The organism is Paracoccus sp. S1E-3, assembly GCF_013868135.1.
In the GTDB taxonomy this organism is placed as follows: Bacteria; Pseudomonadota; Alphaproteobacteria; order Rhodobacterales; family Rhodobacteraceae; genus Paracoccus.
On record NZ_JACEMU010000004.1, the window covers coordinates 325,909 to 341,081 of the forward strand.

General features: G+C 66.1%; 12 protein-coding genes. 3 read left to right on the forward strand and 9 right to left on the reverse strand.

Annotation, left to right across the window (positions count from 1 at the left end; all coding sequences use genetic code 11):
* Nucleotides 1-43 precede the first annotated feature (43 nt).
* Nucleotides 44-1,018 (reverse strand): glycosyltransferase family 2 protein, encoded by a 975-nt coding sequence (locus H1S04_RS01610; RefSeq protein ID WP_181743822.1) that lies wholly within the window; start codon nt 1,016-1,018, stop codon nt 44-46.
* A 122-nt stretch (nt 1,019-1,140) separates the two neighbouring features.
* Here H1S04_RS01610 and H1S04_RS01615 point away from each other — a divergent pair, with 122 nt between their 5' ends.
* Nucleotides 1,141-2,364 (forward strand): multidrug effflux MFS transporter, encoded by a 1,224-nt coding sequence (locus H1S04_RS01615; protein ID WP_255435425.1) that lies wholly within the window; start codon nt 1,141-1,143, stop codon nt 2,362-2,364.
* Here the strand turns inward: H1S04_RS01615 and fdhD are convergent.
* A complete protein-coding gene (gene fdhD, locus H1S04_RS01620; RefSeq protein WP_298945567.1) occupies nt 2,361-3,149 on the reverse strand; it encodes a formate dehydrogenase accessory sulfurtransferase FdhD in 789 nt (262 codons plus the stop codon). The genes H1S04_RS01615 and fdhD overlap by 4 nt on opposite strands.
* A 193-nt stretch (nt 3,150-3,342) precedes the next feature.
* On the opposite strand from fdhD, the gene H1S04_RS01625 reads away from it, so the two are divergent.
* Nucleotides 3,343-3,975, forward strand: a complete 633-nt coding sequence (locus H1S04_RS01625; protein ID WP_181743823.1) for a hypothetical protein — start codon at nt 3,343-3,345, stop codon at nt 3,973-3,975.
* Here H1S04_RS01625 and selB read toward each other — a convergent pair.
* From selB to H1S04_RS01660, 7 genes are all read right to left on the reverse strand, one after another.
* Nucleotides 3,972-5,858, reverse strand: a complete 1,887-nt coding sequence (selB, locus tag H1S04_RS01630; RefSeq protein ID WP_181743824.1) for a selenocysteine-specific translation elongation factor — start codon at nt 5,856-5,858, stop codon at nt 3,972-3,974. The two genes, H1S04_RS01625 and selB, sit on opposite strands and share 4 nt — an antisense overlap.
* The gene (gene selA, locus H1S04_RS01635; protein WP_181743825.1) at nt 5,855-7,231 is read right to left on the reverse strand and encodes an L-seryl-tRNA(Sec) selenium transferase; all 1,377 of its coding nucleotides are present in this window, start codon (nt 7,229-7,231) and stop codon (nt 5,855-5,857) included. The genes selB and selA overlap by 4 nt, the downstream gene beginning before the upstream one ends.
* A gap of 1 nt (nt 7,232) precedes the next feature.
* Nucleotides 7,233-8,144: a formate dehydrogenase accessory protein FdhE gene (gene fdhE / locus H1S04_RS01640; protein WP_181743826.1), complete on the reverse strand. Its 912-nt coding sequence runs from the start codon at nt 8,142-8,144 to the stop codon at nt 7,233-7,235.
* Nucleotides 8,145-8,182: 38 nt separating this feature from the next.
* Nucleotides 8,183-8,869 (reverse strand): formate dehydrogenase subunit gamma, encoded by a 687-nt coding sequence (locus H1S04_RS01645; RefSeq protein WP_181743827.1) that lies wholly within the window; start codon nt 8,867-8,869, stop codon nt 8,183-8,185.
* Complete coding sequence (gene fdxH, locus H1S04_RS01650) at nt 8,869-9,885, reverse strand: formate dehydrogenase subunit beta (protein ID WP_220185067.1); 1,017 nt, start codon at nt 9,883-9,885, stop codon at nt 8,869-8,871. The genes H1S04_RS01645 and fdxH overlap by 1 nt, the downstream gene beginning before the upstream one ends.
* Entirely contained in the window at nt 9,882-12,959 is a 3,078-nt protein-coding gene (gene fdnG / locus H1S04_RS01655) for a formate dehydrogenase-N subunit alpha (protein ID WP_181743828.1), read from the reverse strand. The genes fdxH and fdnG overlap by 4 nt, the downstream gene beginning before the upstream one ends.
* Before the next feature lie 204 nt (nt 12,960-13,163).
* A complete protein-coding gene (locus H1S04_RS01660; RefSeq protein WP_181743829.1) occupies nt 13,164-14,315 on the reverse strand; it encodes an AGE family epimerase/isomerase in 1,152 nt (383 codons plus the stop codon).
* 98 nt (nt 14,316-14,413) lie between these two features.
* On the opposite strand from H1S04_RS01660, the gene modA reads away from it, so the two are divergent.
* Nucleotides 14,414-15,166, forward strand: coding sequence for a molybdate ABC transporter substrate-binding protein (gene modA, locus H1S04_RS01665; RefSeq protein WP_255435427.1), 753 nt, complete (start codon nt 14,414-14,416; stop codon nt 15,164-15,166).
* Nucleotides 15,167-15,173 lie beyond the last annotated feature (7 nt).

Sequence of the window (15,173 nt, forward strand, 5' to 3'; positions counted from 1 at the left end):
GCTGAAATGCGATGAAAGCACCGCAAAGTCAACCGGCTGGCGGTCAGATGTCGGGATCGTTGGCGATTTCGGCGATCAGCGCGCCATAGCGGCGCTCGGTCTCGGCCTGCGCTGCTGCCACGCCCGGCAGGGCCAGAAGGCGCGCCATCTCGGCCTCCGTCTCGGCGCCGTAACGGTCCAGGATGCGGCGATCCTCGATATCGGCGCGGGCGAAACCCATCCAGTAGGCCTCGCTGTGACGTTCGAATTGGGATGGGCTGTCGATGGCGCTGGCGCCGCGCCCGCGCTTGCGCCGCATCATGTAGGCGTCGATCGACTTGATCGGATAGTGGTTATACCAGGCCAGCTCGTGGGTGATCCGATCGGCCGGGACATTGCGCAGATAGTCCCAAGTCCTGCCCGCAACGGGAAAGCTCTCCTCAGCGCCGTTGGCGCGCATATAGCGGACGGCATCCCCTGCGCCCTGAAAGCCGATCGGATAATGATTGTGCAGGCCGCGCCACCGCCCGCGTCCCCGGCTGAGGCATTTGACCGGGCCATTCTGCCTGGCATTCTCGGGCAGGCGGCGGGTGAATTGCCGGGTCACGCGGCCCGGACGCCACTCCATCCCCTCGCTGGTGCCGAAATTCATCGCGTTCAGCGCGATGACGTCCACCTCGGGTGCGGCGAGCGCAGTCAGGTCGCCGACCCGTCCGGCGCCCTGCGCGACATACAGAAATTCGTCTGCGTCCAGCACCATGATCCAGTCGGCATCTGCATCGAAGTGATGCTTCCGCCTGATCCGCGCATAGCCACGATGCTGCGGCACATCGCCGGGCTTCAGCGGGTTGCGGGTATGGGTCACGATACCGTTGGCGTCCAGAACGTCCAGCAGCAGGTCAGTGCCGTCGCTGCAGTCATTGCTGGCGATATGGATCGCGTCGAAGCCCAGCACCCGGTGATGGGCCACGAATTCCAGAATGAACGGCCCCTCGTCCTTCATGGAACTCAGCAACACGTGACGGAGGGGGCTGCTCATGCGGGAATCCTGATGTTCGGCGGCGAAATTGCCAAACCCGCGCCACCGGCGCAAGTCGCCGAGTCGGCTTGCTGATTCCCGCAAGGAGGTATAAGGCGCAATTCTCCTGACAGGGGAAACTCATGCAAAGCACGGCCCAGAACCGTCCGGCCAATGCGCGTTCGTTGTCGATCCCCGAATTCGTCGCCATGTTGGCGGTGCTGTTCGCGACGGTCGCCTTTTCCATCGACGCGATGTTGCCCGCGCTTCCCGAAATTGCCCGCGAGCTGTCGCCGACCGACATCAACCGCGCCCAGCTGATGCTGACCTCATTCGTGGCCGGCATGGGGGTGGGCACGGCGGGCGTGGGCGCGATCTCGGATGCCATCGGCCGCAAGCCGGCGATCCTGCTGGGCGCTGCGATCTATATCGGTGCGTCCTTCGCCGCGATCCATGCCCAGAGCCTGCAGGGGCTGCTGATCCTGCGCTTCATCCAGGGCTTTGGCGCGGCCGGCCCGCGCATCGCCGGCACCGCGCTGATCCGCGACCTTTATGCGGGGCGCGAAATGGCGCGCATCACCAGCTTCGTGATGATGATCTTCATCATGATCCCGGCGATTGCGCCGACGCTGGGCAAGTTCATCATCGACCTGGCCGGAAGCTGGCGCGCGGTCTTCGTGGCCTTCATCCTGTTCGGCCTGCTCGGCAGCTTCTGGGTCGCGCTGCGCCAACCCGAGACCCTGCCGACCGAGCGGCGGATTCCCCTGAGCCTCGGCAATATCTTCCGCTCGGCCCGCGAGGTCCTGTCGAACCGGCAGGTCATGCTGGTCACGCTGGTCCTGACGCTTGGCTTCGCCCAGATGTTCGCGCTGCTGTCCAGCTCACAACAGTTGTTCGGTTATACCTATGGCCGCAGCGAAACCTTCACCAAATGGTTCGCCCTGATGGCGCTTCTGTCGGGGATCGGCACCATTGCCAACGCCCGCTACGTCATGCGCTACGGGATGCGGCGGATCGCGCGCTCGGCCTATGCGATGCAGATCCTGTCCTCGACGGTAGCGCTGATCCTGGTGGCCTCCGGTCTTCTGAAGGGCGATCTGGCCTTTTACGGATTCTTTGTCTGGGCGGTCAGCGTCTTCTTCATGGCCGGGGTGACGTTCGGCAACCTGAACGCCCTTGCGATGCAGAACATGCCGCATCTGGCCGGGATGACCGCCAGCGTGGTGGCCGCCCTGTCCAGCCTTGGCGCGGTGCTGATCGCGGCACCGGTCGGGCTGGCCTATAACGGTACACCGCTGCCGATCATGCTGGCCACGCTGATCTGTTCGGGGCTGGCGTGGCTGCTGATGGGCCGGTTGCGCGACTAGCCGAACCGCTCTGGCCGGGCATAGATCTCGGCCCGCGCGGCCGAGCGCGCGCGACCGGCCAGCCCGATCCCCGCAGCGTTCGCCGCCGCCACCGCGGCCGTGGTCGGCGCCGCCAGCGCGATCAGCGCCGGCGCCCCGAGCGTGGCCGTTTTCTGCACCAGATCGACCGAAATGCGGCTGGTCAGCACCACCGCCCCCTGCCCGATCAGCCCCGCATCCGGGCCCCGCAGCAGCGCGCCCGCCAGCTTATCCAGCGCGTTGTGCCGCCCGACATCCTCGCGCAGGGCGATAAGCCCTCGCCCCGGCACCAGAAACCCCGCCGCATGGCTGGCCCCGGTCGCATCGCGCAGGCGCTGCCCGGCATCCATCTGCGCCAGCGCCGAATCCAGATCATCGGGGGAAATCACGCAGGTCCCCGAAACCGGCTCCAACACGCGCATGGCGGCGGCCAGCGTCTCGACCCCGCAAAGTCCGCATCCCACCGGCCCCACCGTCCGCCGCCGCCGCCCTATGAAGCGCTGCCCGGCTTCGCGCGCCAGCCAGATGCGCAGATCGATCCCATCCGCCACCCGCTCGGGGGTGACGGCCTCGATCTCGTCGGGGGTAGCGATGCCTTCGGTCAGCGAAAAGCCATAGGCGAAATCCTCCAGATCGGCGGGGCTGCCCATCAGCACCGCCTGGGTGCTGCCGTCATAGCTGATGGCGATGGCGGTTTCCTCGGCCAGGTCGACCTCGACCGGGGATTTATCCGACATCCGCCGGGCAGAGGTAGCAAGAACGCTCACGTGGGTCTCCTGTCAAACTGGCGCGACTGAAGCCGCAGCCGGGGGCGCGGTCAAGGGCGCAAGGTGTCGCTCGGACGGGAAACGCGTGACGAATCCCTTGCCGCAGCGGGCCCGACAAGCCTACCATCCGGGAACCCGCCCGACACCCGAACGTTGCACAGGGTGGGCCTGACACAGCAGAAAGGACCCGGCCATGCACATACTTCCTGTTTCGGCCCTGCTGGCGATGACGGCACTTTCTGCAAGCGCCGATGTCTCGGAAACGCCGATCCCGGACGGCCCGGCCATGGCGATCGAGGAAATTCTGGCCGATATTCCCGAGCCTGATCCCGCCGCCCAAACCACCCCTCAGGCCGGAATCGTGCCGGCACAGGCCGAGAGCAGCCCCGCCATTCCCGCCGCCGACCCGGCCACCGAAACCGTGGTCGAGACGGAATCGGTGGTCGAGGTGCCCACGCAGGCGTCGCCCGAGGCAGCCGCGCCAGTCGATCCGCCACAGCCGGCCGAGAGCACCGCCACCACGACCGCCGCCCCGGCACCGGCCGAGAGCGCGCCGGGGCCAGACAGCGCAGCTGCGGACAGCACCGCGCCGCACGCGGCCCCCGAATCGGCGACGGCGGCCCAGCCGAAGGCCGGAAACGAGGCGCCCGAAGCCGTGCCCACGGCGCCGCCAGCGGCGGTTGAGAACAGCACGGCAGCGGCGAGCGCCGGGGCCACGGACGCCACACAGCCGGCGACCAACGCCTCGGACCCGTTGCCGGAATCGACGACATGGCAGCCGCCGGTTGCCAGTGGCATCGATCTGAAGGGCAATCCCCGCAGCTAGAACAGCCGGGCGCGGTGCGGATTGACGCGCCGCAGATCGCCACGGCGCAGGGTCAGGCCCAGCCGGTCATAGAAATCGAGGATCTCGATTGCGACCTTGCGGCCGTTCTGCAGTTGATCGCGAAAGGCGGGCGCGCCAAACCAGCCGTCCAAAGCCGCATCGGACAGCGCCCGGATGATCGCCGCCATCTCGGCGGTGGTCGTGCGCAGGAAGAAGTGGTCGCGGGCGATCTGGTCCACCCGCCCCAGCCGCTGGGCGAGTTTCAGCAGCCGCCGGGTCTCGCTTTCCGGGACGTCCAGCGTTTCGGCAAGGTCGCGCACACGCGGGGGGCGGAACCGCCCCTCGCCGCTCAGCAGTGGCAGGATGCGCGCGTAAAGCGCCTCGTCCTCGGGACCCATGCTCGGGGCGTGTCCGGGCAGGCGGACGAACCCGGCCTCGACCGCGATGCGCCCGGCGTCGGCCTCCTGCCGCAGCAGTGCCGCGAAGCCGGGCACCGGCAGGCGGGGCGTCAGCGACAGCCGCAGCGCCTCTTGCCCGATCCCCTGATGATCCGGGTTGTCGGCGTGATAACTGGCCAGCAGCGCGCTCATCTGATCCTGCAAAGCCGCCAGCCGCGAGAGGGACAGCGCGATCCGCGCCTCTGCCGGCCCGAGGATGACAGCCGCGCCGGTTACCGGGGCGTCGGGCGCAAGCGCGCGGTCGCGCAGGAACACATCAAGGGCGACGTGGAAGGGCGCAATTTCCAGCAGCGCCGCCAGCGCCTCGGCAGGGTCCGCCAGCGCCATCGCCGACAACGCGGCATGGCGATCGGGCACCCCCCGGCGCCGCGCGGGCGCCCGCAGGTCCAACACCCGGCCACCGCCCAGGGTCCGGCTCGCCGAGCCGTCGCGCAGGATAAAGGCGTCACCCCAGCCAAGCGCCAGCGGCCGGTCCAGCACCAGCTGCACCAGTTCTCCGCCGGGCAGATAGGCGTTCAGCGGCACGATCCGGGCCTCCGCCTCGGCGGTGCCGATATGCAGGCGCGCCCGCATCCCGCTGCGAAGGGGCGTCGGCGCGATCCAGCGCAGCACCGCATCCATCCGGTCGGTGGGGGCGTGCAGCTCCGGCGCCAGCACGACATCGCCGCGCCCGACCTGATCCTTCGCCACCCCGGCGAGGTTCAGCGCCACCCGCATCCCCGCCTCCGCCCGCGCGACGGGGCGGTTCTGCGCCCTGACACCCCGCACCCGGACGGCCTGCCCTGAAGGCGAGATCGTCAGATGATCTCCCGGCCCGATCCGGCCTGCGCGAAGAATGCCGGTCACCACCGTCCCCGTGCCTTCCATGGTAAAGGACCGGTCGACAATCAGCCGCGGCTGCCCCGCGGCGTCGCGGCGCACGGTATCGGCTGCCGCCTGCGCCAGCAGGCCGCGCAGATCGGCAATCCCCTGCCCGGTGCGGGCCGAAACCGCCACCATCGGTGCCCCCGCCATCGGTGTTGCTGCCAGTTCCGCAGCGATTTCGGCGTGAAGGGCCGCGATCCGGTCCGCATCGGCAAGATCGGCCTTGCTGATCGCCACCACCGCGCGGCTCACGCCCAGCAGCGACAGGATGGCCAGATGCTCGCGCGTCTGCGGCATGATGCCGTCATCGGCGGCGATCACGATCAGCGCCAGATCGACGCCGCCTGCCCCGGCCACCATGGTGTGAATCAGCTTTTCATGTCCCGGCACGTCGACGAAACCGGTGAGGCTGCCATCCCCCAGGTCGGCATAGGCAAACCCCAGATCGATGGTGATGCCCCGCGCCTTTTCCTCGGCCAGACGGTCGGCATCGGTTCCGGTCAGAGCCTCGATCAGCGCGGTCTTGCCATGGTCGATATGGCCGGCCGTGCCGACAATCACCGCCCCAGTCCCGTGAGCGCCGAGGCCAGCTCGCCATCCTCCCGCAGGGCCCTGAGGTCGAGGATCAGCGCGCCGCCCTCGATCCGGCCGATGATTGGCACGGCAAGGCCACGAAACGCGGCGGCGAGGGTCTGCGGTGCCCGCCCCGTCGGCCCGCTCAGCGCAAGCCCCGCGCTTGGCAGCGTATCGGTGGGCAGCGCGCCCGAACCGACCTGGCTTTCGCATTCGCAGACGGCGACCGTATAGCCGATCCGGCCCATCGCATCGGCCACCACCGGCAGCAGCCTGGCCGCCTGCTCGGCAATATCGGATTGCGGGCGCGCCAGCATCCGCAGGGTCGGCAGCCTTTGGGCCAGCCGGTCGGGGTCTTGGTACAGCTTCAGCACTGCCGCCAGCGCGGCGATGCGGATCTTGTCCAGCCGCATGGCGCGCTTCATCGGGTTGGCATTGATTTTCGCGATCAGATCGGCGCGCCCGACGATGAAACCCGCCTGCGGGCCACCCAGCAGCTTGTCGCCGGAGAATGTCACCAGATCGGCGCCCTCCGTCACCGCATCGGCCACGGTGGGTTCCTTGCGCAACCCATAGCGCGACAGGTCGATCAACGACCCCGAGCCGAGGTCGTTCAGCAACGGCACCCCGGCCGCGCGGGCGATCTCGGCCAGTTCGGGGGCGGCGACCTCATGGGTGAAGCCCTCGATCCGGTAATTGGAGGTGTGGACCTTCATCACCACGCCGGTCGCGTCCGAGATCGCAGCCCGATAATCTTTCGCATGGGTGCGGTTGGTGGTGCCGATCTCGACCAGATCGGCGCCGGCGCGGGCCATGATGTCGGGGATGCGGAAGGCGCCGCCGATCTCGATCAACTCGCCGCGCGACACCACAGCCTCGCGGCCGAGCGCCAGCGTGTTCAGCGACAACAACACGGCGGCAGCATTGTTGTTGACCACGGTGGCATCCTCGGCCCCGGTCAACTCGCGCAGCAGCTTGCGCAGGTGGTCGTCACGCTCGCCCCGGCCGCCGCTGTCCAGATCGAATTCCAGCGCCACCGGCGCGCGCATGGCGGCGGCGGCGGCTTCGATCGCCTCCTCGGGCAACAGTGCCCGGCCCAGATTGGTGTGCAGAACCGTGCCGGTCAGATTAAGGCATGGCCGCAGCGGGTCCAGCTTGTCCAGCAGGGCAAAGGCGCTTGCCAGCGCGATGGCCGAAGGATCAACCGGCATCGGACCGCCGTTCAGGATTTCGCCGCGCATTGTCTCGACCGCGCTGCGGATCGCCGCCGTGGTCTTGATCCGCCCATGCATCCCGACCATCGTTTCCCCGATATCGGTGCCCAGCAGGCGGTCCACGGAAGGCAATCTGCGCAGCGTCATCTCAGTAGCCGATCAAATAGGGATTGAACCCACCTCGCCGCCACGCGCTGTCCCGCAAGAGCGCATCAAGTCCGAGGCTGGCAATGTCATCCGCGACGGCTTCCAGCGCCGGGTCGCGATTCTGATAGAATATCTTTACCCAAGAATGGCATTCGTCGCAGACTTCGGCCTTGATGACCGGATCGGTGCCGCCATCGTCGATGGCGCGATAGCCGATGCCCTTGGTCGAGCCGCAGCAGAGGCATTTCAGCCGGACCTCGTTCCACTGGGTCGCGCAGGTGGCGCAGCAGGCATAGCGCGCGCCTTCCTGATGCTGGGTCGCCGTGACCATCGAGGCACCCGGCCGCCCGCCGCAGGCCGGACATGTGCCGATCCTGATCGGGACCAACTTCGCGCCTTCCAGCACCTGCGCCGCGCGGGCCGCCGCCACCTGCAGCGCCGCCGCGACAAATGCCGCCGGCGCGGCGAAGCCGTCGGGCACCCGGTCGGCGGCCAGTTCCGCCAGCAAAGCCTGCCGGTCCGGGGCGGGCGCCGCGCGCAGCGCCTGCAGGGCGGCGCGGGCGGGGGCGGGCATTCCGATCGCTTCGGCCTCGGTCAGAAGCGCATCGACGATGCGCGCCGTCCCTGCCGAGGCGATCAGCGCCGCACGGTCGATGGGCGGCATGCGATAGCTGCGGTTCCGTTCGATCATCGCGGAATCAGGGGGCGCCGGCGCATCCAGCGATGCCGCCACCCTGCCCTGCGCGTCGCACAGATCGGCAAGGAAGCGTAGGTAAGGGGCCAGCTTCGATGACTGCGCCAGATGGCGCAGGCGCGTGGCCCGGCGCTGGAACAGCGCGCGCGGGTCGGGAAGTCGGGCAAATTGCGGGGTCGCAACGCCACCGATCACGGAGGGGTCTGGTGTCAGGCTCATCATCAATTCCGGGGCGCGGCCCTTGCGGGCCGGCTTCCCTATTCTGCCGGAGGGCTGTCCTGACGTCTAGCGACTTCGCGTAGCCATTTCCGGTGATGCCGCCAGGCCCAGCCGCCAGTGACATTGCCCGAGGTCATCGCGCTGATCGTGCCGCGCGTCCAGATCGCCGCATAGACATGCACGATGATGACCAGCACCGACAGCACCGCCGCGATGGAATGCACCAGCAGCGCCCACCGCCGCACCGGAATCGAGACCAGATCGGGAAAGAACTGCTGCCAGATCATCAGCCCCGAAGCCACCATCGTCAGCAGCAGCCAGAACATGCCCCAGAAGACCAGCTTCTGGCCGAGGTTATACTTGCCCAACTCGGGCAGGCGCTCCTCGTGGCCGGCCAGCAGATCGGTGATCTTGCTGGCCCAGACGACATCTTCGCGCCGCATCAGGTTCAGTTTCCACAGCTGCAGGAACAGCAGCAGGAAACTGAGACAGGCGACTACACCGAAGATCGGGTGCAGGAAGCGCGCATTCTGACCACCGCCGAAAATCCCGGTCAGGAAGAACAAACGCGGCCAGAACAGCGCGAAACCGGACAGGATCAGCAGGATGATCAGGATGGCGGTGAACCAATGGTTGATGCGGGTATGGGCCGCGTAGCGGCGCACCTCGACCGGTTCGGTCGCGATGATTCGGTCGCTGCTTTCGGAATATTCGCGATCCGCCATCAGGCCTTCCCTTCATCCTGCGGGGTGGCAAGCTCTGCTGTCTCGACCGGACCGAGGATGTCCTCGACCATCTCCTCGGCCTCGACCTGATCGTGTTCGGTGACGCGGTTCGGCTTGGTGAAGATCGAATGCAGCACCGCGCCCACCGCCGCCAGCCCGATCGCCGCCATGCCGACGGACTTGGTCGGCCCCTTCCAGCCCTGCACCACATCCGAGATCTTCGGATCGGCCGGCAGCCCCGAATAGAGTTCCGGCTTGTCGCCGATCGGCAGCACATACATCACATGCGTGCCGCCGACACCCGGCGGGTCATAAAGCGCCGCGTGGTCGTAGCCACGCCCGTTCAGATCGGTGATGCGTTCCTCGGCATGGGCGATCATGTCGTCCTTGGTGCCGAAGACGATGGCCTGGGTCGGACAGGCCTTGGCGCAGGCCGGCCCCTGCCCCACGGACACCCGGTCCGAACACAGGGTGCATTTCGCGACGACATGTTTCGTCGGCGACATGCGCGGGATGTCGAAGGGACAGCCCGAAATACAATAGCCGCAGCCAATGCATTTATCGTGAATGAAATCAACGATGCCGTTGGAATACTTCACGATCGCGCCCGGCGAGGGACAGGCCTTGAGGCAGCCCGGATCCTCGCAATGCATACAGCCATCCTTGCGGATCAGCCAATCGAGATTCCCCGTCTCGGGGTCCTCGTATTCGTTGAAGCGCATCAGCGTGAACATCTCGGAACTCAGATCATGCGGGTTCTCGTAGGACCCGAAATTGACCCCGATCTCGGGATGGGTGTCGTTCCATTCGATGCAGGCCGACTGGCAGGCCTTGCAGCCGATACATTTGCTGATGTCGATCAGCTTGGCCAGCTTCTCCAGCTGCCGCGTGGGCGGCGGCAGGTTCGGCGTGGCCGAAGCGAGGACGATATCACCGTCGCCCAGATTGGGCGCCAGCGCCTCGACCGGTGGGTTCGACACCGCCGTGGTTGGCGGAGGGGCCATATTCTCGCTCATGCCACCGGCTCCTCTGACGGTTCGATATTGACAAGGAAGGCCTTGGATTCAGGGGTCTCGATATTCGCGTCCCCGATGAACACGGTCAGCGAATTAGGGCCGAAACCCTTCTTCGCATTGCCGGTGAACCCCCAATGGATCGGCATACCGACGACATGGACGGTCTTGCCGTCGCAAATCAGCGGTTTGATCCGCTTCGTCACCACCGCCTTGGCCTTGACCGAACCGCGCTTGTTCCAGATCCGCACCCAGCCGCCATTGGTGATGCCTTTCTCCTCGGCCAGCTGGACCGAGAGTTCGACAAAGAATTGCGGCTGCAGCACCGAGTTCACCCGGTTGTGCTTGGTCCAGTAGTGGAAATGCTCGGTCAGGCGATAGGAGGTGCCAACATACGGGAACTCCTCCGAGGTGCCCAGATCGGCCACATCGGCTTCGAACACCCGCGCCACCGGATTGCCCCGCATCTCGGCGTTGAAAACGTTGGGGACGGGGCTTTCGAAGGGCTCCATATGGGTCGGGAACGGCCCGTCGCGCATCATCGCCCGGCTGAACAGCCGCGAGGTGCCTTCGGCGTTCATGATGAACGGGCCGACATCCTGCGGCTTGGCGGTGGGCGAAATGTCGGGCACGTCATTGCCGACCCATTTCTCGCCGTTCCACTCGATGACCATCCGGCTGGGATCCCAGGGCTTGCCATCCATGTCGCAGGACGCGCGGTTATACAGCGTCCGGCGGTTCAGCGGCCAGGACCAGGTCCAGTTCGGATAGACGCCCATACCCGAGGGATCGGCATTGTCGCGCCGGGCCATGTTGTTGCCGTCCTCGTTCCAGCAGCCGGAATAAACCCAGCAGCCGGACATGGTCGAGCCGTCATCGCGCAGCTGGCTGAAGTTCAGCACCTGCTTGCCCGCCTCGACCACGACCTTGGTGGGATCGGTGGTGTCATAGACGGTCGTGAGTGCCCGGCCGTTGATCTCGCGCGCAAGCTCATCCGGGGTGGGATCGCCTTCATCGGCATACTCCCAGTTCAGGTTCAGGATCGGATCGGGGAAGACCCCGCCTTCCTGACGATACAGTTCGCGCACGCGCAGGAAGATCTGCGCCATGACCCAGGTGTCCAGCTTGGCCTGGCCCGGCGGGGTCGAAGCCTTCCAGTGCCATTGCAGCCAGCGCCCCGAATTGGTCAGCGAGCCGTCATCTTCGGCAAAGCAGGTCGAGGGCAGCTGGATCACTTCGGTCTGGATCGATGCGGTGTCGACATCGTTGAACTCGCCATGATTTTCCCAGAAACGCGAGGTTTCCGTCTCCAGCGGGTCGATGGTGACCAGCAGTTTCAGCTTCGACAGCGCCGAAGTGATCTTGCCCCGGTCGGGGAAAGCCAGCAGCGGATTGAAGCCCTGACAGAAATACAGGTTCACCCGGCCGTCATTCATCAGCTCGAACATGCGCAGGATGTCGTAATTCGGCACATCCAGCTTGGTGAGGTAGTGATAGGCCCAGTCGTTTTCCGGCTGCGCGGCATCGCCCCACATGGCTTTCATGAACGAGACCATGAACTTCGGATAGTTCTGCCAGTAGCTCGTCTGCCCCGGCCGCAGCGGCGTGAAGCTGCGGGTGGACATATAGGTTGCGTAATCGACCTCGCTTTCCTTGGGCATGTTCAGATAGCCGGGCAGCAGGTTCGACATCAGGCCCATATCGGTCAGGCCCTGAATGTTGGAATGCCCGCGCAACGCGTTCATGCCGCCGCCCGCCATGCCGATATTGCCGAGGATGAGCTGCAACATGGCCATGCCGCGGATGTTCTGGCTGCCCTTGGAATGCTGGGTCCAGCCAAGCGCATACATCGACGTCATCGTCTTGTCGGGCGCCGCGGTCTCGCCGATCATCTCGGCGATATGCAGGAACTTGTCGGTGGGCGTGCCGGTGATGCGCTCGACCATCTCGGGCGTGTACTGATCGACATGCGCCTTCAGCAGGTTCCAGACGCAGCGGGGATGCTGAAGCGTCATGTCGACCTGCGCGAAGCCGTCCGCACCGATCACATAGTCCCATTCGGACATGTCATAGCTGCGCGTCTCCGGGTCATAGCCGTTGAACAACCCGTCCGACCAGCCAAAGCCATCCTTCACGATGAAGGCGGCGTTGGTGAAGTTGCGGACATATTCCCAATGGACTTTGTCGTTCTCGATCATCCAGCGGATCATGCCCATCAGCCAGGCGATATCCGTGCCGGGCCGGATCGGGGCGTAATAGTCGCTGACCGCCGCCGTGCGGGTAAAGCGCGGATCGACCACGATCAGCCGGGCTCCGCGATGGGCCTTCGCTTCCGTTACCCATTTGAATCCGCAGGGATGGGCCTCGGCCGCATTCCCGCCCATCACGATCACCAGATCGGTGTTTCGGATGTCCGTCCAGGAGTTGGTCATCGCACCGCGACCGAAACTTGGAGCCAAACTGGCCACCGTCGGTCCGTGTCAGACACGTGCCTGGTTGTCGAATCCCGCAATGCCCATCGCCTTCACGACCTTGAAGGTCGCCCAGGCGGTTTCATTGGTGGTGGCCGAGGCGGCGAGGAAACCGGTCGTGGTCCAGCGGTTCACGGGCACCCCGGCCTCGTTGAACTGGACCAGGTTTTCGTCGCGGTCGTCCTTCATGGCGCGCGCGATCTTGTCGAGCGCGTCCTCCCAGGTGATCGGCTCGAACCGGTCGCTGCCGGGGCGGCGGATCTTCGGTTCGGTCAGCCGGGTGTCCGCGGTCACGAAGTCCTTCAGCGCCGCACCTTTCGGGCACAGGGTGCCACGGTTGGTCGGGTGGTCCACATCGCCTTCGACATGGATCAGATCGGCCTGACCCTGATGCACATCACCTTTGGTATACATGATGATGCCGCAGGCAACCGAGCAGTAGGGACAGGTGTTGCGCGTCTCGTTCAGCGTCGCAAGCTTGTAGGGACGGATCAGCGCCAGTTCCTGCGCCTCGGCCTCTCCAAAGCCCATCGACCCAAGCGATGTCGCCACCACACCCGCGCCAGCCAGCTTCAGAAAGCCGCGCCGCGAGAGGTCAATATTCATGATCCCCTCCTGTTGCCTACCCTGAGTTCGGTCTGTCGAGGTTCCTCTTTCAGGCGCGTTTTGTCAATGCTCGGGGCCGCGGGATCACACCTTCCCGGCAGAATGACTCCACCGAAAAATATGGGGACCAAACCACGCTATATCAGTGGCTTAGACGCCGTGGCGCGACGGCGGCCAACGGACCCTCGCCGCCGCCCCCCGAAACTAGTCCAGCCCGGCCAGTGTTGCCGTCAAGGCGTGGTAGATGTCGGGTTTTCCGGGGAACAGGGTTTCCACGGGGCGCCCCTGCTCGTCGATCTCGCCGAACCAACCGCCGTATTCGTGATCGATATGGTGCCGGTCCAACTGCGTCCACAGTCGGTCGAGATCGGCCAGCGAGGCGGCGTCCCCGGTCGCCCGATGCAGCGCATGGGCCGTGGCCACGGCCTCGGCCACCGGCCACCACAGGCGGCGGCGATTGTCGATCCGTCCGTTCCACCCCATCGTATAGGCGAGTCCGCCCTCGGGCAGCCAGGCATCGGCCATGGCGCGGGTATAGAGCTGCCTTGCAGCCTCGACCGTCCAGTCGTATCGCGCATCGCGGCCGCCCAGCTCGCGCATTTCCAGGATCAGGCGCGCCCATTCGATCGCATGGCCGGGCGTTGTGCCGGGCGGTCGGAACATCGGATCGCCTGCGAAATCGCGGTCGACCTGCCAGTCCGGGGTGAAATGTTCGGGAACCACCCATCCCGCGGCGCGGGCGTGGCGGTCGATCATGAAGCCCGCGATGCTGCGCGCCATGGCCAGATATTCGGGATCCCGCCAGGTGTCATAGGCGGCCAGCAGCGCCTCGGTCAGGTGCATGTTGGCATTGCCACCGCGATAGGCGGGAGGGTTGGTCCAGTCCTCGTCGAAGGTGTCGGACACCGCGCCCGGATCCTCCTCCCAGAAGCGGTTCTTCAACTCGGCCATGACAAGATCGCGCAGCTTGTCGGCATCCTTCTGCCCCAGACTGGCTGCCCATGCCGCCGCCAGCAGCACGAAGGCATGGCCGTAAGCCTGCTTCCTGCGATCGCGTGGACCGGCGTCATCCGCGCTCCACCAGAAGCCCCCGTTGACGGGATCGAGATGACCGTTGAGAAGATAAGCCATACCGTGATCGACGATCTCGCCGGCGCGGGGATGACCCAGGGCCGCGCCGCGCGCATAGGCGTGGATCATCCGCGTCGTCTCATGCAGTTCGCGCGTAGGGTCGGCCATGGGCGAGCCGTCGCGCGCCAGTTTGTGGAATCCGCCCGCCGGATTGACGGCGGCGGCGTGAAAATCAAGCAGCCGAAGCGCCTCGGCACGGCTCCAGTCAGCTCCGTAGTCAGTCACCGGCGGCATCCTTTATCAGGTTGGGTCGTCCCGACATGGCTTGCCTGTCACAGCAGAACAGTCAATATGTTCAGCGAAACATATCGGAGGATCACCCCATGCGCCGAACCAGTCTTGCCGCCCTGATCGCCACCACGCTGGCCGTGCCCGCCATGGCCGAGGAGGTGACGGTGTTCGCAGCCGCCTCGATGAAGACCGCGCTCGACCAGATCGCGGCGGATTACGAGGCCGCGACCGGCAATGACGTGGTGGTCAGCTATGCCGGGTCGAACCTGCTGGCCAAGCAGATCATCGATGGCGCGCCCGCCGACATTTTCATCTCGGCCGCCGTTGGCTGGATGGACGAGGTCGAAAAGGCCGGGATGATTGCCGATGGCAGCCGCCGCGATCTGCTGGGCAACACGCTGGTGCTGGTCGCCCATGAGGACGTTCCCGCACAGGAGATCAGCGCCGCCACCGACCTGAAAGGCCTGATCGGCGACGGCAAGCTGGCCATGGCGATGGTCGATTCCGTGCCGGCCGGGCAATATGGCAAGGCGGCGCTGGAAAGCCTCGGGTTGTGGGAAGGCGTGGCCCCCGCGGTCGCGCAGGCCGACAACGTCCGCTCGGCGCTGGCGTTGGTGGCGACGGGGGAAGCGCCCTACGGCATCGTCTATGCCACCGACGCCAATGCCGAGCCGAAGGTGCATGTCGTCGGCACCTTCCCCGCCGACAGCTACCCGCCCGCCATCTATCCCGCCGCCTTGCTGAAAGGCGCAGCCGACCCCGCCGACACCGCCTTTTTCGAGGCATTGTCAGCGCCCGAAGCCGATGCCATCTTCGCCGCACAAGGTTTCAAGGTGCCGGAATAAACACAAC

Coding starts and splice junctions, on each gene's coding strand:
- fdhE (WP_181743826.1), bottom strand. CDS start 8,144: ATGAGCCTGACACCAGACCCCTCCGTGATCGGTGGCGTTGCGACCCCG.
- modA (WP_255435427.1), top strand. CDS start 14,414: ATGCGCCGAACCAGTCTTGCCGCCCTGATCGCCACCACGCTGGCCGTG.
- H1S04_RS01625 (WP_181743823.1), top strand. CDS start 3,343: ATGCACATACTTCCTGTTTCGGCCCTGCTGGCGATGACGGCACTTTCT.
- H1S04_RS01610 (WP_181743822.1), bottom strand. CDS start 1,018: ATGAGCAGCCCCCTCCGTCACGTGTTGCTGAGTTCCATGAAGGACGAG.
- selA (WP_181743825.1), bottom strand. CDS start 7,231: ATGACGCTGCGCAGATTGCCTTCCGTGGACCGCCTGCTGGGCACCGAT.
- H1S04_RS01645 (WP_181743827.1), bottom strand. CDS start 8,869: ATGGCGGATCGCGAATATTCCGAAAGCAGCGACCGAATCATCGCGACC.
- H1S04_RS01615 (WP_255435425.1), top strand. CDS start 1,141: ATGCAAAGCACGGCCCAGAACCGTCCGGCCAATGCGCGTTCGTTGTCG.
- fdxH (WP_220185067.1), bottom strand. CDS start 9,885: ATGAGCGAGAATATGGCCCCTCCGCCAACCACGGCGGTGTCGAACCCA.